This window comes from Streptomyces sp. NBC_01276 (assembly GCF_041435355.1).
Lineage (GTDB): Bacteria > Actinomycetota > Actinomycetes > Streptomycetales > Streptomycetaceae > Streptomyces.
In genome coordinates, this window is record NZ_CP108442.1 from 2,642,725 (window position 1) to 2,669,013 (window position 26,289).

A 26,289-nucleotide genomic window follows, 5' to 3' on the forward strand; every position below is an offset into this window, starting at 1 on the left:
CCATGGGAAGTTCCACCTGGGCGGGGAGCGCCCGGCTCCGGCCCGGCGGGCTGGTCTACGGCGGCGCCGTCGGGCCGGCCACCGCGCACGCGCACCATTCCGTCCAGGTCATCGCGACGCTGGACGGGGACCGGGACGGGCTGCTGCTCGAAGGCCCGGCGGGCGAGACCATCGCCTGCCGGGCCTTCGTCGTGCCCGCCGGGGTGCGGCACGCGGTGCTGCGCGGGGCGGAGCGCGCGGTGCTGCTGCACTACGACCCCGCGTCGGCCGCGGGGCGCCGGCTGGCGGAGCGGGCCGGGGTCCGGGAGGGGCTGCTGCCGCCGGGGCTGCCGGCCGATCCCTTCGAGGCGGCGTGTGCGCTGGACTCCGTACTCCTGGAGACCCGGCTGCCCGCCGCGGCCCGGCATCCCGGGCTGGCCCGGGTGCTGGCGTGGCTGCCGGGTCGGGGTCCGGTGCGGCTGGCGGAAGCGGCCGCGGTGGCCGGGCTCTCCGAGAGCCGGCTGTCGCACCTGTTCCAGGCGGAGCTGGGGCTGCCGTTCCGGCCGTACGTGCTGTGGCTGCGGCTGATGCGGGCGGCCGAACTGGTCTCGTGGGGGCGGACGCTGACGGAGGCCGCGCACGGGGCGGGTTTCAGCGACAGCGCACACTTCAGCCGGGTGTGCCGCCGGATGTTCGGGATCGCGCCCTCGGAGTTCACCCGCCGGATCCGCTGGCGGTAGCAGGTCCGTTCAAGCCGTCCGCGCGGTCCGGGGGCAGGGTGGGGGCCATGAGATCCAAGCCCATGTCACCCGCCGTACGCGATGCCTTCGAGGCCGAGCTGGCCCGCGCGCGCACCGCCTCCCCCGACACCGCCGCCATGTGGACCGCCCTGGAGCGGGCGCACATCATCTCGCAGTCCTGGCCCTGGCCGCACACCCGGGCGCACTGGCACATGTTCCGGCTCGCCGTGCGCTGCCGGGACAGGGGCGAGGCCGCGGGGCAGGTGGTGCGGCTGCTGGTCGCGGGCGTCGGGTCCACGACCGGTCGCGTGCCGCACGGCAACACGGGGCGCACGCGGGCGGGCCTGTTCACGCCGATGCCGGTCCCGGCCGACATCCGGGCCCTGCTGGACGGTGCTCCGCCGGCCGCCCGGCTGCCGGGCCCGGCTGATACCCCGGCTGCCGCCCCGTGCCACCCCGAACGCCTCGCGGCGGGCGATCAGGGGGTGGCGGGCGGCGTGAGACGGATCGGCTGACCGGCGGATCAGTCGTTGGCGACGACCGGGTAGCGCGGGGTGCCCTCTTCCATCTGCCGCAGGGCGTCCTTGCGCTCGCGCTTGGAGAGGCGGTCGATGTACAGGTACCCGTACAGGTGGTCCGTCTCGTGCTGGAGGCAGCGCGCGAAGTAGCCGGTGCCGCGGATCTTGATCGGGTTGCCCTGGGCGTCCTGGCCGGTCACCTCGGCGTAGTCCGGGCGGGCCAGGGGCGCGTACGCGGTCGGGACCGAGAGGCAGCCCTCGTTGGAGTCGTCCAGCACGCGGCCGGCGGCCGGCAGTTCCACCAGCTTCGGGTTGACCACGTAACCGGTGTGCCGCTTGCCGTCGTCGTCCGGGCAGTCGTAGACGAAGACCTTGGCGTCCACGCCGACCTGGTTCGCGGCCAGGCCCACGCCCTCGGCGGTCTTCTGGCTGGCGAACATGTCGTCGATCAGCTGCGCCAGCTCCTCGCCGAACTCGGTGACGTCCTTGCACTCCCGGTGGAGCACCGGGTTGCCGACCACCGTGATGGGAAGGGAGGTGCCGCGCTCGCGGTGGGCGACCTCGCGCGCCTCACAGTCCTCGGTGTCCACGACGTAGCCCTCGTCGTCGACCGGAATCACCTGGTTCTCCTGCTGCGCCATGTCCGCCGTACGCCTTCCGTAAGTCACCGATGTGCCGGTACAGCCTACGGCCCGGGTTCAGCAGACTTCTTCGAGATCCCGCCATTCCCGGCTGTCGGGGCTGTCCGCGACCCATCCGTCGAGCAGTCCGCGCACCAGGCCGGCCGGCGCCGCGATGCCGCATTCGCGCTCGGGCACCCACAGGGAGCCGGAACCGGCCGTGCGGTGGCCGAGCGGGCCCGGATGTCCCGGTTCGCTGTGGTCGTGGGGGTCCAGGTGGTCCCCCTCGCCCTCGCCGCTGGGCATCGCGCTCTCCGAGCAGGTCCGGCACAGCAGCCGGACGGACGAGGACCAGTCCTCGGCGGCGAAGCCGGCGTCGGAGGCCAGCTGCTCCAGGGCGTCGCGGTCGGCCTCGGTGGCCGCCTCCAGGAGCACCACCCAGGTCGGCACCGGGGAGGGGGCCCACAGCTCGATCTCGTCGAAGACCGGGTACGAGGGGCCGGCCGCGGTGATCCGCTCGCCGTGCGGGACGCCGTCGTGCAGGACGACCTCGCCCCAGCGCCGTCCCGAGGAGGGAAGCGGAATGGACAGGACCTCCATCCGGGCCGGATCGAGCCTGCGGCCCCACACGACCTCGGCCTCGCCCTCGGGCGACAGCCGTACCGCCGCGCTGCCGAGTTCCATGCCGACCGGCTCGCCCGTCCCGGCGGTGCTGTGCGGGTCGCCGGGCACCCTCAGCCCGTAGGCCTGCCAGGCCCGGCGGGCCAGCGGCCAGTCCTGGAGGGCGGTCGCGGCGATCCCCACGTTCCACCAGTCCGGGGCGCCGGTCTCGCGGTCCAGCAGGGCCACGGCGCGCAGCCCGGCGGCCCGCGCCTGCTCCCAGTCGTGCCGGAACTTGTGGAGCAGGGCCAGGTTGAACCAGGACTCGGACAGCCAGGGCTCCAGATCCGCCGCCCTGGTCAGCAGCGCGCCCGCGTCCTCGTACCGACCGTCGCCGATCAGCGTGAACGCGCGGTCGGTGGCCTGCCGCCACGAGGCGGAGGGCCGATGGCGTACCTTCCCGAAGATCCTCACGATTCCCGCCTGCCGGTCCAACGGTGCAGCCTTGCGGACACCCTCACGGACACTCCTACTGCATCCAACCATGCCCGCTCGGACGGCCGCTCATTACCCATGGGTTACCCCGGTGCGACGGGGACGACTCCGCCCCGCCCGCCCCTGGCCAGAACCCTCGCCAGGGACTCCACGACCTCGGGCTGGTAATCGTGCCCGGTGCCCAGCCGGAGCTGCTCCAGGGCTGCCAGTGGGCCGCCCGGGTGACGGTTCCCGCCCACCAGGTCGTCGTACGCGTTCACCGCGCGCACGATCCGGGCGGCGACGGGCTGGTCCCGGTACGGGTCCGCCTGCCGCTCCACGATCACCGCGACCTCGGGCGGCACCCCGGTCTGGCGGGCCACCTCGCCGCCCAGCCCGGCGATCCGGCGGGCCTCGTCGGCGGGCAGGCCGGCGGTGGCGCCGGAGGGGACAGGGTCGACCAGCGAGAGCTGCCCGATGTCGTGCATCAGGGCGGCGTACTCCAGCACCGTGAGCTCCCGCTCGGAGAGCCCCAGCTCGCGGCCGACGGCGCAGCTGAGGGCCGCGACCCGGCGGGAGTGCCCCGGTGGGGTGTAGCCGGCGATCTCGGTGGCCCGCGCCAGGGAGGTGATGGTCTGGCGGTAGGTGGTGCGGATCGCGGTGATCCGGTGGAAGGACATCTGGGTCAGCAGCAGCGGCACGCTGAAGACGGGCAGGGCCCACAGGCCCGCCACGGCCACGCCGAGGGCCATGACGACCCCGGTGGCGCAGATCGCGGCGCCGATGCCGAGCCGGGCGCGCAGCTCGTCGCGCAGCAGCGGCCCGTAGGGCCATCCGGTGCGGGACCGGGCCGACGCGGCGGCGAGGACGGCGTCGCACAGGGCGGTCAGGCCGAGCAGGAGCAGCAGGAACAGGACCGTGTACGGGCCCTGCCCGAGCCACTGCCCCAGCCGCCCGGAGTGGTGGAGGGGCTGGAAGCAGGCCGCGGCGAAGCCCACGGTCAGGACCCGGCGGGCCACGTGGTCCAGGGCGGGCCCGCGCCCCCGGGCGACGTGCGGCACCACCCCGGCCAGGGCCGCCGCGACGACGACGGCGACGGTCTGCAGGACCCCGTGCTGGGTGGGGTGCCCGGCGTTCTGGCCGAGCAGGGCGTACGCGAGGGCTGCGGCGAAGCCCAGCGGCGCGGGCCGGCGGTCCTCACCGGGGACGTGCCCGGCGGGGTCGCGGTGGTCGCGCCGGGCCAGTTCCCCGACGGTGATCAGGATGCCGAAGGCGAGGGCGACGCCCGGGTCGGCGACTCCGGTCCACAGGGTGTGGCCGAGTCCCGCCAGGGTGAGCAGGGCGGCGGCCGCCCGCACGCCCCACGCGGACCGGGCCCTCACCGGGCACCCGGTGCGGGCCGCCCGGGCGCCGGCTCGCCCTCGCCGCGCGGACGGTCGGCCGCGGGGCCCGGCGGCTGGGCGGGCACCGCGGGCAGCGCCGGCACCGCGGTGGCTGCCGTACCCGCGGCGGCGGCCGTACCCGCGGCCGTACCCGCGGCGGCGGCACCGGCACCGATCACCTGGAGGTCGTCGTCGGAGGTGACCACGGGGTGCCAGCCGTCCCGCCCGATGGCGGTGACCAGCGCCCGCACCATGGCCGGGTCGAACTGGGCCCCGGCGCAGCGCTCCAGTTCCGTCAGGGCGACCGCCACCGGCCGGGCCCGGCTGTAGGAGCGGGTCGAGGTCATCGCGTCGAAGGAGTCGGCCACCGCCACCACCCGGGCCAGCACCGGGATCTGCTCCCCGCTCAGCCCGTAGGGGTAACCGGAGCCGTCGACCCGCTCGTGGTGGTGCAGGATCGCGGACCGGGCCTCCCCCAGGAAACCGATGCCCCGGACCATCTCGTGCCCGTACTCGGGGTGCAGCTCGATGACCCGGCGTTCCTCGGGGGTCAGCGGCCCGTCCTTGCGCAGCAGGCGGGTCGGTACGCCGAGCTTGCCGACGTCGTGGAGGATCCCGGCGATGCGGACGACCTCCAGGCGGTCGTCGGCCATGCCCAGCTCGCGGGCGATCATCGCGGAGGCCTGGCCGACGCGTTCGCTGTGGCCGCGCGTGTAGCGGTCCTTGATGTCGACGGCCCGCACCAGGGCGCGGATCGTGGCCCGGTGGGCGGCGCGCTCGCGGTGGTACTGGGCGAAGACCCAGCAGGAGACGGACATGGGCAGGAGGACGAGCAGGGCGGCCGGGATCCCGTAGGGGCTGCGCCACATCACGGCCATCATCAGTCCGGCGAGGCCGTGCACGCAGTGCGGGGCGAGGGACCTGGTCAGGAGACCGTGCCAGGCGTCGGCGGCCGGCCGGCGTTCGGCGGCGGCCAGGATCCCGCCGTCGAGGGCGGTGAGCACCAGGCAGAAGGCGACGGCGGCGGCCGCGGCGGGGAGCATCACGGAGGGGAAGCCGGCCACCCAGAGGGAGGGGTCCGCGCCGTGACCGGTCCCGACCGGCAGGCCCGTGCCGCCGGCGGATCCCCCGGCTCCGGCCGTCGGCTCCCGGCCGCCGAGGAGCCCGTAGACCCGCCCGGCCAGGTGGGCGGCTATCGCCTGCTGGGCCCCGTGCCACACCCGGCGGACCCCGGCGGACCGCCGGACGACGGTCTGGGCGAGCGCGCCCGGCACGGCCACGAGGGCGGCGGCCGCGGGCGGCAGCAGGAAGACGGCGGCCATCACGACGGGGAGGAAGGGGCCGGGGCCGTCGGGCGCCCGGCGGCCCGCAGGGGCGAGCACCCGGACCAGTTCGCAGCCCAGGGAGAGCGCGGCGAGCAGGACGACGGCCGTCCAGGGCGTCGCGGGGTCCGTCAGGGCGGGGGCGGCACACGCGGCGGCCGCGAGCACGGCGGCCAGCACGTACGCGCGCGCCGTCGGCGGAAGTGCCCGCATGGCGCTCGCCTCCCCCCTGTGCCGTGCGCACCGGGTGCCGAAGGGAACCGGCACCGAGAGGGGAGAATAGGCGGGCCCTCCGGGAAAGCAGGGCACATTTTCGCATTGCGCCGTACGGGCGCCCCCGGATTAGCACCTTCGAGTGAACGAAGTGGACTTCCGGGGGCGGTTGTTCAGCCGGCTCAGCCGGTGGCGGGACCGGCGGTCACGTCGTGGTCGGGCACGGCCTGGCCCGATCGGATCAGCTCGATCCGTCCCATGACCTTGGAACGCAGATCGCTCGGCACGTCGTCCGAACCGCAGCAGCGCTTCACCAGCTTCTTGACGGCCTGCTCCAGGCCGTACTTCTCGAGACAGGGATTGCACTCGCCGAAGTGGGTCTCGAACTTCGTGCAGTCACTGTCGGGCATCTCGTGGTCCAGGAACTCATAGAGATGGTCCAGAACCTCGGCGCACTCCGTCTCGTGCGGCTCTCCGCAGCTCATGAGCCCGAGCCTTTCAGGTCGTTCGACTCTCCCGCGCCCGCGGGGACCAGCCCGCGCTCACGGGCATAGTCCTCCAGCATTCCGCGGAGTTGACGGCGGCCACGGTGCAGTCGCGACATGACCGTACCGATGGGTGTACCCATGATGTCCGCGATCTCCTTGTACGCAAAGCCCTCTACGTCGGCAAGATAGACCGCGATGCGGAACTCTTCCGGAATGGCCTGCAGGGCTTCCTTCACATCGGAATCGGGCAGGTGGTCGAGCGCCTGCGATTCCGCGGAACGCAGACCGGTCGACATGTGCGACTCGGCGCGCGCCAGCTGCCAGTCCTCGATCTCCTCCGCCGCGCTGCGCTGCGGCTCGCGCTGCTTCTTGCGGTAGGAGTTGATGAACGTGTTGGTCAGAATGCGGTACAGCCACGCCTTGAGATTGGTGCCCTCGCGGAACTGGTGGAAGGACGCGTACGCCTTCGCGTACGTCTCCTGGACCAGGTCCTCGGCGTCGGCCGGGTTGCGCGTCATGCGCAGCGCGGCGGAGTACATCTGGTCGAGGTAGCCGAGGGCGTCCCGCTCGAAACGCGCGTTGCGCTCCGCCGTTGTCTCCTGCGCCTGGCCTTCGTCGGTCCCAGCGACAGGACCCACCTCCTCCGACAGCGTGGCGGCTCCGAAAGCGGATCCGCTCGAATCGGAGAATAGTCGACCATCCCGGCCTTCCGCCGCCCGAAGCGAGGCGCGCTTGGGGGCAGGCAGCACCGTCCAGTCCAGGTCAGCGGCCTGCGGACGGTTCTGGCTGATGACCTGGGTCATGCGCTCCCTCTCCTCCGACGAATTCCCCTACGTTCCGACACTCCACACAACAGGCGGGCCGTGCAGGGCATTCCCGGGCCCGCCAAGGGCTTTCGGCCGTATTCCGGTCCGGCCGGGGCGGGGTGACCGGGATCACTGCGGAATCCGTCAGGTCGGGCGCGCGACCGCCCTCACCCGATGAGCCGGTCGAGCCACGGGCCCACCGCACCGGTGATCACGGCGAGGGTTTCCTCCCGGGTCGGGCCCGCCTTCTTCGGCACGGCGAAGCCGTGGTCGGCGTGGGCCACCTCCACCAGCTCGTACGGGTCCGCTCCGGCCGGCGCCGGGAACTCCTCGGGCCGCCCGAAGGGGTCCCTGCCGCCCTGCACCACCAGCACCGGCCGGCCGGCGCCCAGCAGCTCCGCCTCCCGGGACTTCTCGGGCCGGCCCGGCGGGTGCAGCGGGAACGCCAGCGCGAGCACCCCGGCGGCGTCCAGCTCCCCGGCGGTCCGGCAGGCCACCCTGGCCCCGGCGCTGCGCCCGCCGGCCACCACGGGCAGGCCCGGCCGGCGCAGCACGGGCCACACGGCGCGCCAGCCCGCGTCGAGCGTCCCGGGGGCGGCGGCGACCTTCTTGCCCGCGACCCGCCAGGGCTGCTCGACCAGGGCGACGGTGACCCCGCGCGCGGGCAGGGCGGCGGCCAGGGCCGCGAGGTCCCGGGCCTCGATGCCACCGCCGGCACCGTGGCCGAGGGCCAGGACGAGCCGCGCGGCGCGGGCGGGGTGCCAGGTGACGCGGGCCTCGCCCGCCGGGGTGTCGACGCTCTCGGTGGTCATCCCCCGATCATGCCGGTCACGGGGTCAGAAGAGGGTGCCCTCCTCCGGCGCGGCCAGCTCGCCGAGCAGCTCCGGCCCGTTGTTGCGGACGTTGCTGACGGCGGTGGACACCGGGTAGGCGCGCATCAGCCCGCCGGGCGGCGGGGCGAGGAGGCCGCGCAGCTCGTCCTCGTCGGTGCGGGCGGGGTCCAGCCAGGCGTCCCAGCGGTCCGGGGTCAGCATGAGCGGCATCCGGGGGTGGATGTCGGACAGCGAGCGCGGGCCCTCGGCGGGGGCCGAGCCCAGCGGCCCGGTCTCGGCCTCGGCGGTGATCACCGAGCAGGTGGCCCACCAGGCCTGCGGGTGCTCGGGCGGCAGGGTCCCGTCGCGCCAGAACTCGTAGATCCCGGCCATGGCGAAGACGGAGCCGTCGGTGGGCAGGACGAAGTACGGCTGCTTGCGGGACCGCTTCTTCTTCCCCTCGACCTCCAGCTGCCGCTCGTCGTGGGCGGTGACCCACTCGTAGTAGCCGTCGGCGGGGACGATGCAGCGCCGCTGGGCGAAGGGGCGGCGGAAGGACGGCTTCTCGTGGAGGGTCTCGGACCGTGCGTTGATCATCCGGGCGGCGCCCTCGGGGTTCTTGGCCCAGGAGGGGACCAGGCCCCACTTCAGCACCCGCAGCTGGCGAACCGGACGCGGGTCCCGCGCGTCTTTGAGGGGACGGTCGAGGACGACGTGGACCTCCTTCGTCGGCGCCACGTTCCAGTCGGGGGCCAGGGTCTCCTGCGGCTCCCACCGCTCGACACCGAACACCGCCGCCAGCTCCCGGGGCGTCCGACTCGCCGCAAACCTTCCGCACATGGCTGACACACTGCCATGGCACCCGCCCTCCACCGCAAGGAGTCCGCCACTCCATGGACAGCACCACGACGGCCGGTCTCTGGGACCGGCTGACCGGCATACAGCCCCAGCCCGACCGGTGGCTGGTGGTCCTGACGGGCCTGGCCGCCCTGGCGGCGGTGGGGCCGCGGCCGGTGTGGCTGCTCTCGCGCAACGCGATCACCATCGCCCACGAGGGCGGGCACGGGCTGCTGGCCCGGCTGACCGGACGGCGGCTCGACGGGATCCGGCTGCACTCGGACACCAGCGGGGTCACCGTCAGCAGCGGCAAGCCCACCGGGCTCGGGATGATCCTGACGGCCGCCGCCGGTTACACGGCGCCCCCGCTGCTGGGCCTGGGCGGGGCCGCCCTGCTGTCGGCGCACCGGATCACGCTGCTGCTGTGGGTGGCGACCGCGCTGCTCCTCGCGATGCTGGTGATGATCCGCAACGCGTACGGACTGCTGACGGTGGTACTGACCGGCGCCGCGTTCGTGCTGGTGTCCTGGCTGGCGCCGCCCGAGGTGCAGGCGGTGTTCGCCTACGCGGTGGTGTGGTTCCTGCTGCTCGGCGGGGTGCGGCCGGTGTTCGAGCTCCAGGCCACGCGCCGGCACGGCGGAGCCCCCGATTCGGACGCCGACCAGCTGGGGCGGCTCACCCATGTGCCCGCGCTCGCCTGGCTGCTGCTCTTCCACGCCGTCGCCCTGTGCTCGCTGATCGGCGGCGGTCGCTGGCTTCTCGGCCTCTGAGACGGGCCCGCGATCAAGATCTGGGCCCGGGGGAAGCCACTAAAGTGGTGGCCATGACCGAGACCCCCGCGCTCCACGCCCTCTGGCCCGCCCCCCTCGCGGACGGGGCCGTCCACGCCACCGTCACCGTGCCGGGGTCCAAATCGGTCACCAACCGCGCGCTCGTCCTGGCCGCCCTCGCCTCCGAGCCGGGCTGGGTGCGCCGCCCGCTGCGTTCGCGCGACTCCCAGCTGATGTCGGACGCGCTGCGTGCGCTGGGCGTCGGCATCGAGGAGACCGTCTCCTCCAGCTCCAGCTCCGGCGACGGCGTGGGCGGCGAGGCCTGGCGGATCATCCCGGCGGCCCTGCACGGCCCGGCCACCCTGGACGTCGGCAACGCGGGCACGGTCATGCGCTTCCTGCCGCCCGTCGCGACCCTGGCCGCCGGCGACATCCGCTTCGACGGCGACCCGCGGTCCTACGAGCGCCCCCTCGGCGAGGTCATCAACGCCCTGCGCGTCCTCGGCGCCCGGATCGACGACGACGGCCGCGGCGCGCTGCCGATGACCGTCCAGGGCGGCGGGGCCCTGGAGGGCGGCACGGTCGAGATCGACGCCTCCAACTCCTCGCAGTTCGTCTCGGCGCTGCTGCTCTCCGCCCCCCGCTTCAACCAGGGCGTCGAGGTCCGCCACACCGGCGCGACCCTGCCGTCGATGCCGCACATCCGGATGACGGTGGAGATGCTGCGCGCGGCGGGCGCCCAGGTCGACACCCCCGAGGCCGGCGGCGAGAAGAACGTGTGGCGGGTCGCCCCGGGCGCGCTGCTCGGCCGCGACATGGTCGTGGAGCCGGACCTCTCCAACGCCCAGCCGTTCATGGCCGCGGCCCTGATCACCGGCGGCACGGTGACCGTTCCGGACTGGCCGCGCCGCACCACCCAGCCCGGTGACGCGCTGCGCCGGATCTTCACCGAGATGGGCGGCTCCTGCGAGCTGACCGACGCGGGCCTGGTCTTCACCGGCACCGGCAAGATCCACGGCATCGACGTGGACCTGAGCGAGGTCGGCGAGCTGACCCCGGGCATCGCGGCGGTCGCGGCGCTGGCCGACTCGGAGTCGGTGCTGCGCGGCGTCCAGCACCTGCGCCTGCACGAGACGGACCGGCTGGCCGCGCTCACCGCGGAGATCAACGGGCTCGGCGGCGACGTCACCGAGACCGCCGACGGCCTGCACATCCGCCCGCGCCCGCTGCGCGGCGGCGTCTTCCACACCTACGACGACCACCGGATGGCCACGGCCGGCGCGGTGATCGGCCTGGCCGTCAAGGGCGTGGAGATCGAGAACGTGGCGACGACCGCGAAGACCCTGCCGGACTTCCCGAAGATGTGGACAGACATGCTCGCGGGCACGGGAGCGGGAGCGTAGGGCCCGTCATGCGCAGGTACGGCAAGCACACCGACGAGGACGACATCCGCCAGCGCCCGAACCCCAAGGGCAACCGGGCGCGGACGAACATCCGGCCCAAGCACGAGGACGCCTCCGAGGGCTTCGTGCTGACCGTGGACCGCGGCCGGCTGACCTGCCTGGTCGGGGACCGCACGATCACCGCGATGAAGGCCCGCGAACTGGGCCGCAAGGCGGCGGTGGTCGGCGACCGGGTCTGGATCGTCGGTGACCTGTCCGGCAAGAAGGACACCCTCGCGCGGATCGTGCGCATCGAGGAGCGCAAGTCCGTCCTGCGGCGCACCGCCGACGACGACGACCCGTACGAGCGGGTGGTCGTCGCCAACGCCGACCAGCTGGCCATCGTCACGGCGCTGGCCGACCCCGAGCCCCGGCCGCGCATGATCGACCGCTGTCTGGTGGCCGCGTACGACGCCGGGCTGGAGCCCCTGCTGGTGCTCACCAAGTCCGACCTGACCTCCGCCGACAAAATCCTGGAGATCTACTCCACCTTCGGCCTGAACTACGTGGTGACCAACCGCGAGGAGCTGGCCACGGGCGGCGCCGCCGACCGGGTGCGCGAGCGCCTGAACGGCCGGATCACCGCCTTCGTCGGCCATTCCGGCGTCGGCAAGACCACCCTGGTGAACTCGCTGGTCGCCGAGGGCCGCCAGCGGGCCACCGGCCACGTCAACGCGGTGACCGGCCGCGGCCGCCACACCACCACCTCGGCGCTCGCCCTGCCGCTGCCCGCCGGGGACGGCTGGGTCATCGACACCCCGGGCGTGCGCTCCTTCGGCCTGCACCACGTGGACCCGTCCCGGGTGATCCTGGCCTTCCCGGAGCTGGTGCCGGGGACGGAGGGGTGCCCGCGCGCGTGCAGCCACGACGAGCAGGACTGCGCGCTCGACCAGTGGGTGGAGGACGGCCACGCGGACCCGGCGCGGCTGTACTCGCTGCGCCGGCTGCTGCAGACGCGGGAGCGTCGCGAGGGCGACTGACCGGGCGGCGGGGTTTGCAGGGCGTCCTGTCTGGTAAATGCATCATCGCACCAAGTGACGCGACGTCACGCGAGGCGGGGAGGCAATCGACATGGCGTGGCTGTTGGTGGTGGTCGCGGGGATCCTCGAGACCGGCTTCGCCGTCTGCCTGAAGCTGTCCCACGGTTTCACCCGGCTGTGGCCCACGATCGCCTTCGCCTGCTTCGCCCTGGGCAGCTTCGGCCTGCTGACGCTGGCGCTGAAGAAGCTGGACGTGGGCCCCGCCTACGCGGTCTGGACGGGCATCGGGGCCGCCGGGACCGCGATCTACGGCATGGTCTTCCTCGGCGACCTGGTCTCCACCCTCAAACTCGTCTCGATCTCGCTGGTGATCCTGGGCGTCATCGGGCTCCAGCTGTCCGGTTCGGCGCACTGAGCGGCGAACGGGGGGCCGCCGCCGGAGGCGACCCGGCCGGCAGTCCGAGCAGCCCCAGCAGCTCGGCGGCGGCCCGGTCACCGATGGCGTCCTCCCCGGGGGCTATCACGTAGGACAGCGCGAGCCGGACGGCGAGCTCGCAGCGCCAGGCCGGTTCTCCCGGGCTCAGCGCGGCCGCGGCCCGGTCCCGTACCGTCCGGGCCAGTTCGCCCGGCGCGAGGGCCTGCCGGGTGCCGGGCGGGGGCGGCGCGGGCAGCGCCGGCTCCCAGCCGCCGGTGAGCAGGGCCCGTACGAGGGGCCGGGTGCGGGCGGCGCGCACGGTCCACTCCGCGACGGCGGCGAGCCGGCCGGCGGCGTCCGTGCCCGTGTCCGGTACGGAGGAGGGTCCGGGGGCCAGCGCCCGGTCGACCCCGTCGAGGTACTCCTCGGCCGCCCGGCGCACCAGGGCGCGCCCCAGGCCGTCCTTGCCGCCGAACTCGTTGTAGAGGGTCTGCCGCGAGACCCCGGCGGCGGCGGCGACCTCCACCATCCGCACGGCCGGCCAGGGGCGCGCGGACAGCGCCGCTCCGGCCGCTCGCAGCAAGGACTCCCGGCCCGCCGGCATCGTCGCCTCCCCCGCTGTCGGTTTCCCGCTGGGCTCCCCCGTCAGAGTTGACGGGTCGACAGATCCTGTCAAGGGCGCCTCCCGGCCGCACTGTGGACCTCGTTCGCCGGGCCGCCCCGGTGTCGATACTGTTCGGGCATGTCCACGTATGCCGATGATCTGCGCCTTGCCCTCGAACTCGCCGACGCGGCGGACGCCGTCACGATGCGGCGGTTCCGCGCCCTCGACCTCCAGGTCGAGACGAAGCCGGACATGACCCCGGTCAGCGAGGCCGACAAGGCCGCCGAGGAGGTCGTCCGGGCGGGGATCCTCGCGGCCCGGCCCGCCGACGCGATCCTGGGCGAGGAGTACGGGCTCCGGGGCGAAGGCCCGCGCCGCTGGGTCGTGGACCCGATCGACGGTACGAAGAACTACGTCCGCGGGGTCCCCGTCTGGGCGACGCTGATCTCCCTCATGGCGGAGGGCGGCGACGGGGTGTTCCGCCCGGTCGTCGGCGTGGTCTCGGCCCCGGCGCTGGGCCGCCGCTGGTGGGCCGCGCAGGGCTCCGGGGCCTTCTCCGGCGGGGCCCTGGGCGAGCCGACGCCCCTGGGGGTCTCGAAGGTCGCGGGCCTGGGCGACGCCTCCTTCGCGTACTCCTCGCTGAGCGGCTGGGAGGAGCAGGGCCGGCTCCCCGGGTTCCTGGACCTGACGCGCGCCTGCTGGCGCACGCGGGGTTACGGGGACTTCTGGCCGTACATGATGGTCGCGGAGGGTTCGCTCGATCTGTGCGCCGAGCCCGAGCTGAACCTGTGGGACATGGCGGCGATCGCGGTCGTGGTCCAGGAGGCGGGCGGCCGGTTCACCGACCTCGACGGCGTCGAGGGCGTCCACGGCGGGAACGCCGCGGCGTCCAACGGCCTGCTGCACGACGAGATGCTCGCGCACCTGCGCCCCCGGGCCTGACCCCGCTGCGCGGGCGAGTGCGCTCAGCGCGCCCTCTTGATGACTCTCCGTACTCGTGGGAATCTGAGACTCCCCCGCTTGTGCACTTGTGAAGCGATTCTCGAAAGGGGCGCCCACGGGTGCACCCACCCAAGCGGGGGAATCACCCAGGAGGTGGCTCCCTTCATGCTCGTCCGTGACGCCATGAGCACCGTGATCCTCACCCTCGGACCCGCGCACACCCTTCGACAGGCGGCCTGCCTGATGTCCGGCCGGCGCGTCGGCGCGGCCGTGGTCCTCGACCCCGACCACAGCGGCATCGGCATCCTCACCGAGCGCGACATCCTCAACTCGATCGGCGCGGGTCACGATCCCGACCGGGAGTCGGTGGGCGCGCACACCACGAACAACGTCGTCTTCTGCACCCCGGAGGCCACCGTGCAAGAGGCCGCCGAGGCCATGGCGCTCGGCGGATTCCGGCACCTGATCGTCCTGGAGGACGGCGGCCCGGTGGGCATCGTCTCCGTCCGCGACGTCATCCGCTGCTGGGTGCGGGCGCGGCGCAGCATCGCGGCGTAGACCGGAGGGCCGGCCCCCTTGGAGGGGGCCGGCCCTCCGGCTCTCGGCGCGCGGCCGTCCATCGAGATGCCCGCGCGGCGGCCGAACCGCCGCCCCGAGAGCGGCGGCGGTTCGGCCGCGAAGGAGGCTGTCAGCCGCGAAGGGCCTGGACCGCGGCCTCCAGCCGCTTGCCGAAGTCGCCGTCCGCCTGGCGGAAGTTGCCGATCGCCCGCTCGGCGATGTCGTCACGGGAGACCTTGGCGATGAAGCCGGACAGGTTCTCGATCAGACGGGACTTCTCGTCCTCCGACATCAGGCGGTAGAGGTCGCCCGCCTGGACGAAGTCGTCGTCCTCGGAGTGCGACGGGGTCGCGTGGTTGCCCGTGCCGCCCGTCACCGCGGCGGACTGCCACAGCGGGCGGTCCGTCTGGAAGGGGCCGCCGAAGCTGTTCGGCTCGTAGTTCTTCGCGCCCTTGTGGCGGCCGTCGTACAGGGAGCCGTCACGGGAGTTGGTGCGCGCCTCGGTGGCGTGCGGACGGTTCACCGGCAGGTGGTCGGCGTTGATGCCGACGCGGTAGCGGTGGGCGTCGCCGTACGCGAAGAGACGGCCCTGGAGCATCTTGTCGGGGGACGGACCGATGCCGGGGACGAAGTGCGCCGGGGAGAAGATGGACTGCTCGACCTCGGCGAAGACGTTCTCCGGGTTGCGGTTGAGCTCCAGCTTGCCGATCTCGATCGGCGGGTAGTCCTCGTGCGGCCACACCTTGGTGAGGTCGAACGGGTTGAAGCGGTACCCGTCGGCGTCGGCCGCCGGCATGATCTGGACCTGCACGGTCCAGGTCGGGAACTCGCCGCGCTCGATGGACTCGCGCAGGTCGCGCTGGTGCGAGTCGGGGTCCTCGCCGGCCAGGGTGTTGGCCTCGGCCTGGGTGAGGTTCTTGACGCCCTGGTCGGTCTTGAAGTGGTACTTGACCCAGAAGACCTCGCCGGCCTCGTTGTTCCACTGGAACGTGTGCGAGCCGTAGCCGTTCATGTGGCGGTAGGACGCCGGTATGCCGCGGTCACCGAAGAGCCAGGTCACCTGGTGGGTGGACTCGGGCGACAGGCCCCAGAAGTCCCAGACGTTGTCCGGCTCCTGCGAGCCCGTGTACGGGTCGCGCTTCTGGGTGTGGATGAAGTCGGGGAACTTGATCGCGTCCCGGATGAAGAAGACCGGGGTGTTGTTGCCGACGAGGTCGTAGTTGCCCTCCTCGGTGTAGAACTTCAGCGCCCAGCCGCGGGGGTCGCGGCGGGCGTCGGCGCCGCCGAGGCTGTCCGCGACGGTGGAGAAGCGCAGAAACGTTTCCGTCTCCTTGCCGACCTCGGAGAGGAACTTCGCCCGGGTCCACTGCGTCACGTCACGGGTGACGGTGAAGGTGCCGTAGGCACCGGCGCCGCGGGCGTGCACCACGCGCTCCGGGATGCGCTCGCGGTTGAAGTGGGCGAGCTTCTCCAGCAGCAGCTGGTCCTGGACGAGAACGGGCCCACCGACGCCAGCGGTCTCGCTGTTCTGGTTGTCGGCGACCGGAGCCCCGGCCTCCGTGGTGAGCGGTCCCTGCTGCGTCACGTGCGCCTCCTGCGTCATTCCTGCATGTCCTGTCCTTGGCGTTTGCCATATCCGATCCTACGATGGACTTTGTCTAAGTCAAGTAAGCATCCAAGTCCACACCGGTTCGGGATCTGCACCGAATCCCCACTGTTAGGCTGGCTGTATGAGTGACCTGCTGGAACGACTTCGCGGACGCGGCTGGCGCATGACGGCCCAGCGGCGCGTCGTGGCCGAAGTGCTCGACGGCGACCACGTCCACTTGACGGCCGACGAGGTCCACGCGCGAGCGGTGACCAAACTGCCCGAGATCTCTCGAGCGACGGTCTACAACACCTTGGGCGAGCTGGTCACCCTCGGCGAAGTCCTGGAGGTCTCCACGGACCGGCGGGCCAAGCGGTACGACCCGAACGCCCACCGCCCCCACCAGCACCTGGTCTGCGCCCAGTGCGGGGCCATCCGCGACGTCCACCCGGCGGGGGACCCGCTGGCCGACCTGCCCGCCGCCGAGCGCTTCGGCTTCATGGTCTCGGCGGTCGAGGTGACGTACCGCGGCGTCTGCCCGAACTGCGCGGGCGCATAGCCGCACAGCCGCGCAGCCGGCTCACGCGCGGACAGCGAGAAGGCCGGGGGCCGTGGCCCCCGGCCTTCTCGCTGTCCTCCGGACCTTCCGGCCGCCATCACGGGGCGGCCGTTCACGATCAGAAACGACTCAAGGCCCGGATCCATGGGATCCGGGCCTCGGGCCTTCAGTAGCGGGGACAGGATTTGAACCTGCGACCTCTGGGTTATGAGCCCAGCGAGCTACCGAGCTGCTCCACCCCGCGTCGGTAAACACGACTGTACGTGAGGCCACCCGGCAGATGCAAATCAGTTAACCGGCACCCCAGGCCGGCCACCTCAGGCCGACCACCTCAGGCCGACAGCTCCTCCGCCAGCGCGTCGCGCAGCCGGGCCGCGCGCTCCGAGACCTCCGCCGGGCCCAGCTCCATGGCCCGCACGCACCACTTCTGCCCCTCGGACAGGTCTCCGTGCCGGGCTGCGAGCAGGCCCAGCCGCAGCGCCGCCCTGCCGTGCCCCGCCACCGCGGCGCGGGTCCACCACAGGGCCGCCTCGGGCTCGTTGCCCTCGCGGGCCAGCAGCAGCCCGAGGTTGAACGCGCCGTTGCGGGAGCCGGCCTCCGCCGCCTCCCGGTACCACCGCGCGGCCACCGTCAGGTCGCCCCGGGCTGCGGCCAGCATCCCGACCCGGACCTGGGCCCGCCGGTGACCCTGCTCGGCGGCGCGCTCGTACCACTCCTCGCTCTCGGTCCGCGCGGCCCCGCCGGCCGGCTCGCCCAGCGCCACCGGCTCCGGCGGCGGGGCGAGCGACTCCAGCAGGGAGGCCAGCCGGAACGCCGCCTCGGCGCTGCCGCCGCCCGCCGCGCAGCGCAGGTGCCGCTCGGCGGCCCGCTCGGCCCCGTCGCGCACCAGGGCGATCCCGACCTGGAGCGCCGCGTCGGTGTGGCCGGCCGCGGCGGCCCGCTCGTACCACTTCAGCGCCGTGCGGTCCTCGTCGCGGCTGGCGAAGAGGATGCCCAGGTTGAAGGCGGCGTCCACGCTGCCGGCCTCCGCCGCCTTGGAGAACCACGGCTCGGCCCCGGCCGCGTCACCGCCCTGGAGGAGCAGGATGGCGAGCGCGTTGGCGGCCTCGCGGTGGCCCGCGTAGGCGGCCCGGCGGTACCACTGCTCGGCCTGCGCCGTGCGTTCCTGCGCGGCGCAGAGCAGGGCGAGGTTGTACGCGCCGTTCTGGTCGCCCGCGTCCATCGCGGCCCGGTACCACTTCTCGGCCGTCTGGGTCTCGCCCCGGGCGGCGTGCAGCGCGCCCAGGGCGTTCGCCGCGTTGCCGTCGCCGTCCTGGGCGGCCCGCAGCCACCACGATGCCGCGCTCTCCTCGTCCCCCGCGTCGCGCAGCAGGAAGCCGAGGGCGCACGCCGCCCGGGCTTCACCCTGCTTCGCCGAGCTGAGGTACCAGCGTCCGGCCTCCTTGAGCTCGCCGCGCGCCTCCAGCAGGGCGCCCAGGTGCAGCCCGGCGCGCCGGTGCCCGCGCGCGGCGGCCTGGCGGTACCACTGCTCGGCCTCGGCGGGGTCGCCCTTGCGCAGGTGCCGTGCCAGGCGGTACGCCGCCTCGCGGTGCCCCTGCTCGGCGGCGGCCCGGAACCAGCGCTCGACTCCCTTGTCCCCGCGGTGCTCCAGCAGGTCGGCCAGGCCGTAGGCGCCCAGGGCGTGGCCGGATTCGGCCGCCTGGCGCAGCCAGTACTCGGCGGCGGGCTCGTCCCCGCGCTCGCGGTAGTGGCGGCCCAGGGCGTGCGCGGCCGGGGCCGATCCGGCGACGGCCGCGACCCGCCACCAGCCGGCGGCGTCGTCGGGGTAGCCGCGCTGGTGCAGGAGGACGCCGAGGTTGTTCGCGGCGGCGCGGTCGCCCGCCGCGGTGGCTCCGCGCAGGTACGGTTCGGCACCGGCCAGGTCGCCGCGACGCAGCAGCAGGGCCCCGAGCACGCTCATGGCGCCCGAGTCGCCCTTGTCGGCGGCGAGCCGGTGGCGGGCCTCCAGCTCGGCCTCGGTGGCGCCTTCGGCCTCGCCGAAGGCTTCTTCCGCGAACACCGCATCGGTCAGTGCGGTCTGCGCGTTGACAGACTGAGCCGCCTCACCGGACTCCGTACCCGACTCGGCCTCCGCCCTCACAAACCGCCCTGTCTCCAGCAGAGTTGACCTGTCCCCCATAAATCCCATCGTCGCATCACCTGCTACCCGCGTACACCTGGTATGTCGCAGCCAGTGAGGTCACTACAGCGTTTTGTCGACATGCCCACAGAGAGACAAGTCAAACACGCCCACACCCCAACTCACCCGCCCCAGTGACCCCGTGTCTCCCGGCTTCTTCTTCCGGCCCCCGCCCGGACATGACGAAGGCCCGGATCCCATTGGATCCGGGCCTTCGTCTTCAGTAGCGGGGACAGGATTTGAACCTGCGACCTCTGGGTTATGAGCCCAGCGAGCTACCGAGCTGCTCCACCCCGCGTCGGTGAAACCACAGTATCACGACGCGGAGTGGGGCCTTGACCACGTGGGTGCCTAGCCGCCCGTCTTGGGCGCCGTCAGCTTCGCCTCGGCGTCGATCGCCCGCTTCAGCGCGGCCTTGATGTCGTCCTGGGCCTTGCCGTAGGCCGTCCAGTCGCCGGACTGCCGGGCCTTCTCCGCCGCGTCGATGGCCTTCTGGGCGTCCTCCAGGGCCGCCTTGACCGTCGGGTCCTGGGCGGTGGGCGGAGTGACGGTGCCCTCGCCCGGCGGGGTCGTCGTCGGGGGCGTCGGCGTGGTGGGCGTGGTGGGGGCCTCGGCCCCGAAGACCACGTTCAGCGCCTTCTCCAGGGTGTCCTCGAAGGCCGTCTGCCCGCCGTAGGTCACGAGCACCTTGCGCAGCAGCGGGTACTTGAGCCCGGAGCTGCGGACGTACACCGGCTCCACGTAGAGCATGCCGCCGTCCAGCGGGACCGTGAGCAGGTTCCCGTACTCGACCTCGGAGTCACCGCCGCGCAGCAGACGGATGGACTCCGCGATCTTCGGCTCGGAGTTGAACTTGCTCTGGACCTGCTTGGGGCCGTCGACCGGGCTGCTGGTCGGCAGCTTCAGGAGTCTGATCTTGCCGTAGTCCGGGGTGCCCGGATCCGCGTTGACCGCCATGAAGGCGCTGAGGTTGTCCCGGCCGTTCGGCGTGAAGGTCGTCGTGAGGGAGAAGACCTGGTCCTTCTCCTTCTGCGCCGGCATCTTCATCGACAGGTAGTACGGCGGAACCGCCGTACCGGCCTTGGTGGTCGGGTCGTCCGGGACCTGCCAGGCCTCGCTGCCGCTGAGGAAGGTCTGCGGGTCGGTGACGTGGTACCGGGTGAGCAGCTCGCGCTGGACCTTGAAGAGGTCCTGCGGGTAGCGCAGGTGGTCCATGAGCGCCTTGTCGATCGCGCTCTTGGGCTTCACCGTGCCCGGGAACGCCTTCATCCAGGTCTTCAGGACCGGGTCCTCGGTGTCCCACTGGTACAGGCTGACCGTGCCGTCGTACGCGTCGACGGTGGCCTTCACCGAGTTGCGGATGTAGTTGACCTGGCTCTCCTGGGCCACCACCGCGCGCTGGCTGTTGGTCAGCGAGTCGGCGGTGCTGTCGCCCAGCGTGGTGCGCGAGGCGTACGGGTAGCCGTTCGTCGTCGTGTAGGCGTCGACGATCCACTTGATCCGGCCGTCGACGACCGCCGGGTACGGGGCCCCGTCGATGGTCAGCCAGGGTGCGACGGCCTCGACGCGCTCCTTGGGGGTGCGGTTGTAGAGGATCCGCGAGCCCTCGCCGATGGCGCCCGAGTACAGGATCTGCGGCTCGCTGAACGCGAGCGCGTACGCGGCCCGGTTGACCGGGTTGTCGAGGTTGACGCCGGAGTCGCCCTTGTAGCTCGTCTCCTTCTCGCCCTTGTCGTCCGAGTAGTCGAGCTCCTTCTGCGGACCGCCGACGATCGAGTACTGCTTCGTCTGCTCGCCGTAGTAGATGCGCTGCTCGAAGTCCGTGCCGAACATGCCCTTGGAGGGCAGGTCGGACTGGGTGAAGTCGGGGGCGCCCTTGTCGGTGGCGGTGTTGCCCTTGGCGGCGACCACGCCGAATCCGTGCGTGTAGCGGAAGTGGTCGTTGATCCAGTTGTTCTTCGGGATGCCGCCGATGTTCAGCTCGCGGAGCCCGATGACCGTGTCCTGGCCGCTGTAGCGGTCCACGGCGAGCGTGGACGGGAAGGCGTAGTAGCCCTTGACCTGCTGGAGCTGCTGGAAGGCCGGGGAGACGATGTTCGGGTCGAGGAGCCGGACGCTGGCGGTGGTGTCCGCCGTCTTGCGCAGCTGGTCCTTGTTCGTGCCGGGGGTGGGCACGCCCGGGTAGTCCTTGACGTCGCTGCCGGCGATCCCGTAGGCGTCGCGCGTGGCCTTGATGTTCTTCTCGACGTACGGGGATTCCTTGGCCTGCTCGTTCGGCTGGACCTGGAACTTCTGCACGATCGCCGGGTAGAGCCCGCCGATCAGGATCGCCGACAGGACCATCAGGCCGAAGCCGATGACCGGCAGCTGCCAGGTGCGGCGCCACAGGGTGGCGAAGAAGAGCAGCGCGCAGATGGCCGCGATGGCGACGAGGATCGTCTTCGCGGGCAGGTAGGCGTTGGCGTCGACGTACCGCAGGCCGGTCCAGTTGTCGGCGGCCTTGAAGTCGCTGGACTTCACGGCGAGGCCGTACCGGTCGAGCCAGTAGGCGACGGCCTTGAAGGTCACGAAGAGGCCGAGCAGCACCGACAGGTGCCCGGTCGCCGCGGCGGTGGCCCGGGCACCCGGGCTGGTCACGCGCAGGCCGCCGTACAGGTAGTGCACGACGACGGCGGCGATCACCGAGAGCACGACGGCGGCGAAGCCGAAGCCGAGCAGGAAGCGGTACCAGGGCAGGTCGAAGGTGTAGAACGACACGTCCAGGCCGAACTGGGGGTCCTTGCGCCCGAAGGGCACCCCGTTCACGTACATCAGCCAGGTCTTCCACTGGCCGGCCGCCGAGGCGCCCGCGATCAGTCCGACGACCGCGGCGATGCCCAGGAGCAGCCACTTCTTGTACGGGGCGACGCTCATCCGGTAGCGGTCGAGGCTCTGCTGCTCCATCGACATCGCGCTGAGCGGCGGCCGCAGCCGGTGCGCCAGCCAGATGTTGAACCCGACGGCACCGGCCATCAGCAGACCGAAGACGGCGAAGAGGCCGATCTTGGTCCACAGGGTGGTGGTGAAGACCGTCGAGTACTTGACGGAGCGGAACCAGAGCCAGTCCGTCCAAAACCCGGCGAACATGATGAACGCCATGGCCAGGACGGCCAGGACGCCCAGGGTCATCAGAAGAGTCCGGGCGCGCCGGGAGGGGCGGCCGACTCTCATCCGTGGCCCGGAGGGGCCTCCGCCGCGGTCCGGCATCTGGAAAGCCAAGGTGCGCACCTCGAAAGTCGCTGTGGTCTGGTCGGTCTCTGGCGTACTGGAAAAGTGTCCAAAGCTGGGCCCCCGATCGTAGGGCCCACTCATGCAACTTACTGAGGCTTTAGTCAGTTCCCGCTATCGGGGAGAAAGGAGGCAGGATGTTGTCCATGTCCAACCTTTCTCCCTCCCCCGGCACCCCGATGGCGGCCGGTCCGCTGACCCGCGCCGTCCTCGAAATCGACGAGTACGCCTCCACCCTCGGCTGGGACAAGCCCGCCCGGCTCTTCGCCCTGGTCGACACGGCCCGCCTGCGCCGCTCGGAGCCGGGCCTCGCGAACCAGCTGGGCCTCGACCAGGACGACGCCGGCAAGAGCCAGCTGACCCCGATCGAGCAGGACCAGGTCCCGGCCGGGATGCCGCTGGACAAGTTCCTGGGGACCATCGCGTGGCCCGACGCGATCGTCGGCTGCGCCCTGACCGTGGAGCGGCTGATGCTGCCGCCGTCCGCGGAGGCCTCCGTACCGGAGGGGCTCAGCGACAAGCAGCTGGCCAAGTGGGTCGCCGGGCACCCCGACCGGCAGGAGGTCCGCCTGACGGTGGGCGTGCTGCGCGACGGGTCGCGGGAGTCGGCCGTGCGGCTGCGGGAGAAGGACTCCTCCAGCGAGGTGCTGACCGGGGCGACCCTGGTGCCGGGCCTGGCCGAGGCCCTGGCCGCGACCTTCCTGGATTAGTCGGGCCGGCCGGGCGGGACCCGGCGGGTCCGGGTGCGGCGGGGTCCGGCGGTCAGGACTTCGTGCACCGCGGCAGACCCGCCGTGTCCCCCTTGCCGATCTTCTCCAGGGCCTTGGTGGCGTCGTCGATGGTGGAGACCTTGACCAGGGTCAGGCCGTCGGGGGTGTGCTCCGACGCGGAGGCGCAGTTCTCGGCCGGGGTGAGGAAGTACTCGGCGCCGGCCTGGCGGGCGCCGATGGTCTTCATCTGGATGCCGCCGATGGGGCCGACCTTGCCGGTGTCGTCGATGGTGCCGGTGCCCGCGATGAACTTCCCGCCGGTCAGGCTCTGCGGGGTGAGCTTGTCGACGATGCCGAGGGCGAACATCAGCCCGGCGCTGGGGCCGCCGACGTCGGCGAGCTTGATGTCGATCGGGAACGGGAAGGCGTGGTCGGTCCCGGCCCGGATGCCGACGATGGCGTGGCCGTCGTCGGGCGCCTTGCCCGCGGTGATGGTGACCTTGGTGCTGCCGGTGGGCTCGCGGTTCTCCTTCTCGGCCGCCGCCGCGTCGGCGGCCGGGACGATGGTGAACTCCACCGGCTCCCCGGGCTTGTGCTTGGTGACGAGCTTGGCCACGTCGCCCGGCTCGTTGACCGGGGCGCCGTCCACGTCCTTGATCACGTCCCCGGCGTGCAGCTTCCCCTCGGAGGGGCTGCCCTTGACGACGGTGGAGACGATGACGCGGGCGGTGACCGGGATGCCGAGCTGCTTGAGGGCGGCCACCTTGGCGCTCTCCTGCGACTGGCTGAACTCCTCGGCGTTCTCCTGCGTCGACTCCTTGTCCGTCTTGCCGTTCGGATAGAGGTTCTCGTGCGGCACGACGATGTTGTCGCCGGCCACCCAGCCGTAGACCGCTTCCAGCAGGTTCATGTCGTAGTCCGCGCCGGTGACGCGGACCGTGGTCATGTTGAGGTGACCGCTGGTCGGGTACGTCTTGCGGCCCGAGATGTTCAGGACCGGCTCGCCGCGCGAGTCGCCGAGCGTGTTCACGGTGGGGCCCGGGCTCATCTCCGAGTACGGGACCCTGACGAACACTCCTACGCAGAGCAGCGCGAACAGCACGAGGAAGGAGGCGAGCATCGTCGCGGTGCGGCGTGGCATGGCTCGACAGTACGTGACGGCCTCTGCGGGCGGCCCCCGGGGCCGGTCCGTACGGGGCCCCCGGGCGGAACTCTCAGGTGATTCTCAGCGGAGCCGAACCTTCCGGCGGAGGGGCTCGCGGTACCCCCGCGGTGCCTTCCCGCGGTGTCTCCCCGCGCAACCGTCCGGCGGTGCTTCCCGGCGGGACTCTCGGGACGCGTCAGACGGCGTCGGAACCGGAGTGCGCCTTTTCTTTCATACGGGCCCGATGGGCCCGGTCGACCTCGTCCATGACCTCGCGGAACCTCGCGTAGCCGGCGAGCTCGGATATGTCGCCTTGAGTGCGGTCGCGTGCCGCCCAGCTGCCCCATATCGCCGCCCCGATCGCGGCGAACAGCGGAATCAGCAACCACGCCAGTGACGCCATGGACGTGCCTCCCTGCCCCGAAAAGTACGTGTCGTCGATGGCTTCAACGCTCGTGCCCGGGAGGGGGTTACGCAAATCGAGGGCGTGTTGCGCGGCCGAACGGGTGTGAGGCTACTCCCCGGCGGGGAGACCCCGGCGCCCGGGGTACCCGTTCGCGGCCGTCCGCGTCAGCAGGCGCCGACCCACTCCTCCGTGCCGTTCGAGAACGTCTGGTGCTTCCAGATCGGGACCTCGTGCTTGAGGTCGTCGATCAGCATCCGGCAGGCCTCGAAGGCCTCGCCGCGGTGCGGGCAGGAGACGGCGACGATCACGGCGAGGTCGCCCACGGCCAGGTCGCCGACGCGGTGGACCGCGGCCAGCGCGCGGACCGGGTACTTCTCGATGACCCGGTCGGCGACGCGCCGCATCTCGGCCTCCGCCGTGGGATGGCAGGAGTAGCCGAGCGAGTCCACGTCGGCGCCGCCGTCGTGGTTGCGCACCGTGCCGACGAAGAGGGTCGTGCCGCCCGTCGCGTCGTCGCCGACGGCCCGGAAGACCTCGTCGATGGAGAGCGGGGCGTCACGGATCTCGAGCAGCCGGATCGGGTCCGGAGCGGCCTGCTCGCCGGGGTGGTCCAAGTGCGGTGCCATGTCTTCCATCGTGCCCTAGCGGCCGGGGTGGTGGAATAGCCGATTCGCCCGGGCCCGGCCCGCCCGGTTGGGAGCCTCCTACAGGAGCCCCGCCCCGCGGGGCGGGGCACCGGTCCGGTTCAGATGCCCCGGCGCCGGCGGGCCCGGCGGACCGCGGCGGCGGCGCCCAGCAGGGCCACCGTCGCACCCGCGGCGCCGGCGGCGGTGGCGGCGTCCTTGCGCCCCAGCCTGCGGCCCGCGACGGTGTGCCGGCCCGCCACCTCCTGGAGCAGCTCGGCGAGCACCTCCTCGTTGGTCCAGCGGGGCCGCCAGCCCGCCGCGTGCAGCCCGCTGACGCTGACCACCCACGGGTGCATCGTGTACGCGAGGTCCCCGGCCGGGGAGGGGGTCAGGCCGATCCGGTGCAGCCGCGCGGCCGCGCCCAGGGCGACAGCCGAGGGCAGCTCCATGCGGCGGATGCCGCTCAGCTCCTCGACCTCCTCCTGCTCCAGCCAGCCCTCGCAGCCGACGGCCAGCTCGCCCTCGGCCTTCTCCAGCGCCGCGTACTCCAGGGCGCTGACCAGGTCCTCCACGTGGCAGAACTGCCAGGTGGGCCGGGATCCGGCGACGACGAGCAGGCGCGGGGACTCGAAGTACCGGGTCAGGGCGGTGTCGGTGCCGCCGACCAGCACCGCCGGGCGGACCACCGTCACGTTCAGCCCGGGGTGCGCGCGCGGGGCCCGGCGGCCCAGGCGCTCGATCTCCAGCAGGTCGCCGACACCGGTCGCCTCGGCGGTGGCGCGCAGCTCGGAGTCCTCCGAGAGCGGGATGTCGTTGTCTGGGAGGGCCCCGTAGACCATCGCGGAGGTGCACAGCACGACCCGGTGCACGCCGGCCGCCGCGGCGGCGGTCAGGACGGTCTGGGTTCCGCGTACGTTGTACGCGGTACGGGCCGCGGGGTCGGTCTCCAGGTCGAGGTCCAGCGCGAGGTGGACCACGACGTCCGCGCCGCGCAGCTTCTCCGCGATCGCGGGGTCCCGTACGTCCAGCACGTGCCACTGCGCGGACGCGCAGTCCCCGCGCCGCTCGTCGATGGCGACGACCTGCTTGACCTCGTCGGACACGGCGAGCCGGGCGACCAGGGCCGCGCCGACCCCGGACGCGGCGCCGGTCACCGCGATCACGGGGCTGCGCCGTCGCGGTTCGGCCTGGTTTCGCGACTGGCGAACGCCGGGGGCGCTGTCGCCGTGCTCGGGGCGGATTTCGGCGTCGTGCGGCGCGCGAGCCTGCGGATCTGGGGAACTCACCGGGCGTCTCCAGCGGTTGTCT

Annotated in this window: 26 protein-coding genes and 2 tRNA genes; 10 read left to right on the forward strand and 18 right to left on the reverse strand. The window is 72.8% G+C overall.

The genetic code is table 11. From position 1 onward, the window contains the following. The first annotated feature begins 2 nt into the window (after window positions 1-2). Complete coding sequence (locus tag OG295_RS11155) at window positions 3-719, forward strand: helix-turn-helix domain-containing protein (RefSeq protein ID WP_371676736.1); 717 nt, start codon at window positions 3-5, stop codon at window positions 717-719. Between the two features lie 47 nt (window positions 720-766). Further along, on the forward strand, window positions 767-1,234 hold the full coding sequence (locus OG295_RS11160; RefSeq protein ID WP_371676737.1) for a DUF3703 domain-containing protein: 468 nt from the start codon (window positions 767-769) through the stop codon (window positions 1,232-1,234). Between the two features lie 8 nt (window positions 1,235-1,242). Here the strand turns inward: OG295_RS11160 and def are convergent, their stop codons facing one another. From def to OG295_RS11200, 8 genes are all read right to left on the reverse strand, one after another. Beyond that, window positions 1,243-1,878 carry a peptide deformylase gene (def, locus tag OG295_RS11165; RefSeq protein ID WP_266842184.1) on the reverse strand — a complete coding sequence of 212 codons (636 nt, stop codon included), beginning with the start codon at window positions 1,876-1,878 and terminating at the stop codon, window positions 1,243-1,245. 57 nt (window positions 1,879-1,935) lie between these two features. Next, window positions 1,936-2,931 (reverse strand): hypothetical protein, encoded by a 996-nt coding sequence (locus OG295_RS11170; RefSeq protein ID WP_030225829.1) that lies wholly within the window; start codon window positions 2,929-2,931, stop codon window positions 1,936-1,938. 104 nt (window positions 2,932-3,035) lie between these two features. Next, window positions 3,036-4,313, reverse strand: a complete 1,278-nt coding sequence (locus tag OG295_RS11175; RefSeq protein ID WP_371676738.1) for an HD-GYP domain-containing protein — start codon at window positions 4,311-4,313, stop codon at window positions 3,036-3,038. Then, entirely contained in the window at window positions 4,310-5,848 is a 1,539-nt protein-coding gene (locus OG295_RS11180) for an HD-GYP domain-containing protein (RefSeq protein WP_371676739.1), read from the reverse strand. Before OG295_RS11180 ends, OG295_RS11175 begins: the two co-directional genes overlap by 4 nt. 182 nt (window positions 5,849-6,030) lie before the next feature. Further along, a complete protein-coding gene (rsrA, locus tag OG295_RS11185) occupies window positions 6,031-6,333 on the reverse strand; it encodes a mycothiol system anti-sigma-R factor (RefSeq protein ID WP_030225838.1) in 303 nt (100 codons plus the stop codon). Beyond that, window positions 6,330-6,974 carry a sigma-70 family RNA polymerase sigma factor gene (locus OG295_RS11190; protein ID WP_007266438.1) on the reverse strand — a complete coding sequence of 215 codons (645 nt, stop codon included), beginning with the start codon at window positions 6,972-6,974 and terminating at the stop codon, window positions 6,330-6,332. Before OG295_RS11190 ends, rsrA begins: the two co-directional genes overlap by 4 nt. Before the next feature lie 335 nt (window positions 6,975-7,309). Then, window positions 7,310-7,954, reverse strand: a complete 645-nt coding sequence (locus tag OG295_RS11195; protein WP_371676740.1) for an alpha/beta family hydrolase — start codon at window positions 7,952-7,954, stop codon at window positions 7,310-7,312. Between the two features lie 24 nt (window positions 7,955-7,978). Further along, entirely contained in the window at window positions 7,979-8,794 is an 816-nt protein-coding gene (locus OG295_RS11200) for an SOS response-associated peptidase (RefSeq protein ID WP_371676741.1), read from the reverse strand. A 53-nt stretch (window positions 8,795-8,847) separates the two neighbouring features. On the opposite strand from OG295_RS11200, the gene OG295_RS11205 reads away from it, so the two are divergent. From OG295_RS11205 to OG295_RS11220, 4 genes are all read left to right on the forward strand, one after another. After that, window positions 8,848-9,561 (forward strand): M50 family metallopeptidase, encoded by a 714-nt coding sequence (locus tag OG295_RS11205; protein WP_371676742.1) that lies wholly within the window; start codon window positions 8,848-8,850, stop codon window positions 9,559-9,561. A 53-nt stretch (window positions 9,562-9,614) separates the two neighbouring features. After that, a complete protein-coding gene (aroA, locus tag OG295_RS11210; RefSeq protein ID WP_371676743.1) occupies window positions 9,615-10,964 on the forward strand; it encodes a 3-phosphoshikimate 1-carboxyvinyltransferase in 1,350 nt (449 codons plus the stop codon). A gap of 8 nt (window positions 10,965-10,972) precedes the next feature. Then, complete coding sequence (gene rsgA, locus OG295_RS11215) at window positions 10,973-11,983, forward strand: ribosome small subunit-dependent GTPase A (RefSeq protein ID WP_371676744.1); 1,011 nt, start codon at window positions 10,973-10,975, stop codon at window positions 11,981-11,983. Between the two features lie 91 nt (window positions 11,984-12,074). After that, complete coding sequence (locus OG295_RS11220; RefSeq protein ID WP_030225858.1) at window positions 12,075-12,398, forward strand: multidrug efflux SMR transporter; 324 nt, start codon at window positions 12,075-12,077, stop codon at window positions 12,396-12,398. Here OG295_RS11220 and OG295_RS11225 read toward each other — a convergent pair. Next, a complete protein-coding gene (locus tag OG295_RS11225) occupies window positions 12,364-13,002 on the reverse strand; it encodes a TetR/AcrR family transcriptional regulator (RefSeq protein ID WP_371676745.1) in 639 nt (212 codons plus the stop codon). The two genes, OG295_RS11220 and OG295_RS11225, sit on opposite strands and share 35 nt — an antisense overlap. A 138-nt stretch (window positions 13,003-13,140) precedes the next feature. Between OG295_RS11225 and hisN the strand changes: the two genes are divergently transcribed. Then, on the forward strand, window positions 13,141-13,944 hold the full coding sequence (gene hisN / locus OG295_RS11230) for a histidinol-phosphatase (RefSeq protein ID WP_371676746.1): 804 nt from the start codon (window positions 13,141-13,143) through the stop codon (window positions 13,942-13,944). A 165-nt stretch (window positions 13,945-14,109) separates the two neighbouring features. Continuing rightward, entirely contained in the window at window positions 14,110-14,502 is a 393-nt protein-coding gene (locus OG295_RS11235) for a cyclic nucleotide-binding/CBS domain-containing protein (protein ID WP_371676747.1), read from the forward strand. A gap of 130 nt (window positions 14,503-14,632) precedes the next feature. On the opposite strand, the gene OG295_RS11240 is transcribed toward OG295_RS11235, so the two are convergent. Next, a complete protein-coding gene (locus tag OG295_RS11240) occupies window positions 14,633-16,105 on the reverse strand; it encodes a catalase (RefSeq protein WP_371676748.1) in 1,473 nt (490 codons plus the stop codon). Between the two features lie 127 nt (window positions 16,106-16,232). On the opposite strand from OG295_RS11240, the gene OG295_RS11245 reads away from it, so the two are divergent. Beyond that, on the forward strand, window positions 16,233-16,649 hold the full coding sequence (locus OG295_RS11245; protein ID WP_371676749.1) for a Fur family transcriptional regulator: 417 nt from the start codon (window positions 16,233-16,235) through the stop codon (window positions 16,647-16,649). Between the two features lie 170 nt (window positions 16,650-16,819). Here the strand turns inward: OG295_RS11245 and OG295_RS11250 are convergent. The 4 genes from OG295_RS11250 to OG295_RS11265 all read right to left on the reverse strand — a co-directional run bounded on the left by OG295_RS11250 (window position 16,820) and on the right by OG295_RS11265 (window position 22,074). Continuing rightward, a tRNA-Met gene (locus tag OG295_RS11250) sits at window positions 16,820-16,893 on the reverse strand. Window positions 16,894-16,980: 87 nt separating this feature from the next. Then, window positions 16,981-18,837, reverse strand: coding sequence for a sel1 repeat family protein (locus tag OG295_RS11255; RefSeq protein ID WP_371676750.1), 1,857 nt, complete (start codon window positions 18,835-18,837; stop codon window positions 16,981-16,983). A 215-nt stretch (window positions 18,838-19,052) separates the two neighbouring features. Continuing rightward, a tRNA-Met gene (locus OG295_RS11260) sits at window positions 19,053-19,126 on the reverse strand. 53 nt (window positions 19,127-19,179) lie between these two features. Beyond that, window positions 19,180-22,074, reverse strand: coding sequence for a UPF0182 family protein (locus OG295_RS11265; RefSeq protein ID WP_371681165.1), 2,895 nt, complete (start codon window positions 22,072-22,074; stop codon window positions 19,180-19,182). A 158-nt stretch (window positions 22,075-22,232) separates the two neighbouring features. On the opposite strand from OG295_RS11265, the gene OG295_RS11270 reads away from it, so the two are divergent. After that, entirely contained in the window at window positions 22,233-22,805 is a 573-nt protein-coding gene (locus tag OG295_RS11270) for a PPA1309 family protein (RefSeq protein ID WP_371676751.1), read from the forward strand. Window positions 22,806-22,857: 52 nt separating this feature from the next. On the opposite strand, the gene OG295_RS11275 is transcribed toward OG295_RS11270, so the two are convergent. From OG295_RS11275 to OG295_RS11290, 4 genes are all read right to left on the reverse strand, one after another. Then, window positions 22,858-23,946, reverse strand: a complete 1,089-nt coding sequence (locus tag OG295_RS11275) for a PDZ domain-containing protein (protein WP_371676752.1) — start codon at window positions 23,944-23,946, stop codon at window positions 22,858-22,860. A 199-nt stretch (window positions 23,947-24,145) separates the two neighbouring features. Further along, window positions 24,146-24,352 (reverse strand): hypothetical protein, encoded by a 207-nt coding sequence (locus OG295_RS11280; protein ID WP_266842160.1) that lies wholly within the window; start codon window positions 24,350-24,352, stop codon window positions 24,146-24,148. A gap of 167 nt (window positions 24,353-24,519) precedes the next feature. Next, complete coding sequence (locus OG295_RS11285) at window positions 24,520-24,981, reverse strand: molybdenum cofactor biosynthesis protein MoaE (protein WP_371676753.1); 462 nt, start codon at window positions 24,979-24,981, stop codon at window positions 24,520-24,522. A gap of 119 nt (window positions 24,982-25,100) precedes the next feature. Next, window positions 25,101-26,267 (reverse strand): SDR family oxidoreductase, encoded by a 1,167-nt coding sequence (locus tag OG295_RS11290; RefSeq protein ID WP_356211373.1) that lies wholly within the window; start codon window positions 26,265-26,267, stop codon window positions 25,101-25,103. Window positions 26,268-26,289: the final 22 nt, after the last annotated feature.

Bases quoted from the DNA above. Each gene is read 5' to 3' on its own strand.
- aroA (WP_371676743.1), top strand. From the start codon at position 9,615: ATGACCGAGACCCCCGCGCTCCACGCCCTCTGGCCCGCCCCCCTCGCG.
- OG295_RS11195 (WP_371676740.1), bottom strand. From the start codon at position 7,954: ATGACCACCGAGAGCGTCGACACCCCGGCGGGCGAGGCCCGCGTCACC.
- OG295_RS11255 (WP_371676750.1), bottom strand. From the start codon at position 18,837: ATGGGATTTATGGGGGACAGGTCAACTCTGCTGGAGACAGGGCGGTTT.
- OG295_RS11235 (WP_371676747.1), top strand. From the start codon at position 14,110: ATGCTCGTCCGTGACGCCATGAGCACCGTGATCCTCACCCTCGGACCC.
- def (WP_266842184.1), bottom strand. From the start codon at position 1,878: ATGGCGCAGCAGGAGAACCAGGTGATTCCGGTCGACGACGAGGGCTAC.
- OG295_RS11280 (WP_266842160.1), bottom strand. From the start codon at position 24,352: ATGGCGTCACTGGCGTGGTTGCTGATTCCGCTGTTCGCCGCGATCGGG.
- hisN (WP_371676746.1), top strand. From the start codon at position 13,141: ATGTCCACGTATGCCGATGATCTGCGCCTTGCCCTCGAACTCGCCGAC.
- OG295_RS11275 (WP_371676752.1), bottom strand. From the start codon at position 23,946: ATGCCACGCCGCACCGCGACGATGCTCGCCTCCTTCCTCGTGCTGTTC.
- OG295_RS11155 (WP_371676736.1), top strand. From the start codon at position 3: ATGGGAAGTTCCACCTGGGCGGGGAGCGCCCGGCTCCGGCCCGGCGGG.
- OG295_RS11180 (WP_371676739.1), bottom strand. From the start codon at position 5,848: ATGCGGGCACTTCCGCCGACGGCGCGCGCGTACGTGCTGGCCGCCGTG.
- OG295_RS11160 (WP_371676737.1), top strand. From the start codon at position 767: ATGAGATCCAAGCCCATGTCACCCGCCGTACGCGATGCCTTCGAGGCC.
- OG295_RS11245 (WP_371676749.1), top strand. From the start codon at position 16,233: ATGAGTGACCTGCTGGAACGACTTCGCGGACGCGGCTGGCGCATGACG.
- OG295_RS11285 (WP_371676753.1), bottom strand. From the start codon at position 24,981: ATGGCACCGCACTTGGACCACCCCGGCGAGCAGGCCGCTCCGGACCCG.
- OG295_RS11225 (WP_371676745.1), bottom strand. From the start codon at position 13,002: ATGCCGGCGGGCCGGGAGTCCTTGCTGCGAGCGGCCGGAGCGGCGCTG.
- OG295_RS11220 (WP_030225858.1), top strand. From the start codon at position 12,075: ATGGCGTGGCTGTTGGTGGTGGTCGCGGGGATCCTCGAGACCGGCTTC.
- rsrA (WP_030225838.1), bottom strand. From the start codon at position 6,333: ATGAGCTGCGGAGAGCCGCACGAGACGGAGTGCGCCGAGGTTCTGGAC.
- OG295_RS11205 (WP_371676742.1), top strand. From the start codon at position 8,848: ATGGACAGCACCACGACGGCCGGTCTCTGGGACCGGCTGACCGGCATA.
- OG295_RS11240 (WP_371676748.1), bottom strand. From the start codon at position 16,105: ATGACGCAGGAGGCGCACGTGACGCAGCAGGGACCGCTCACCACGGAG.
- OG295_RS11270 (WP_371676751.1), top strand. From the start codon at position 22,233: ATGTTGTCCATGTCCAACCTTTCTCCCTCCCCCGGCACCCCGATGGCG.
- OG295_RS11200 (WP_371676741.1), bottom strand. From the start codon at position 8,794: ATGTGCGGAAGGTTTGCGGCGAGTCGGACGCCCCGGGAGCTGGCGGCG.
- OG295_RS11265 (WP_371681165.1), bottom strand. From the start codon at position 22,074: ATGCCGGACCGCGGCGGAGGCCCCTCCGGGCCACGGATGAGAGTCGGC.
- rsgA (WP_371676744.1), top strand. From the start codon at position 10,973: ATGCGCAGGTACGGCAAGCACACCGACGAGGACGACATCCGCCAGCGC.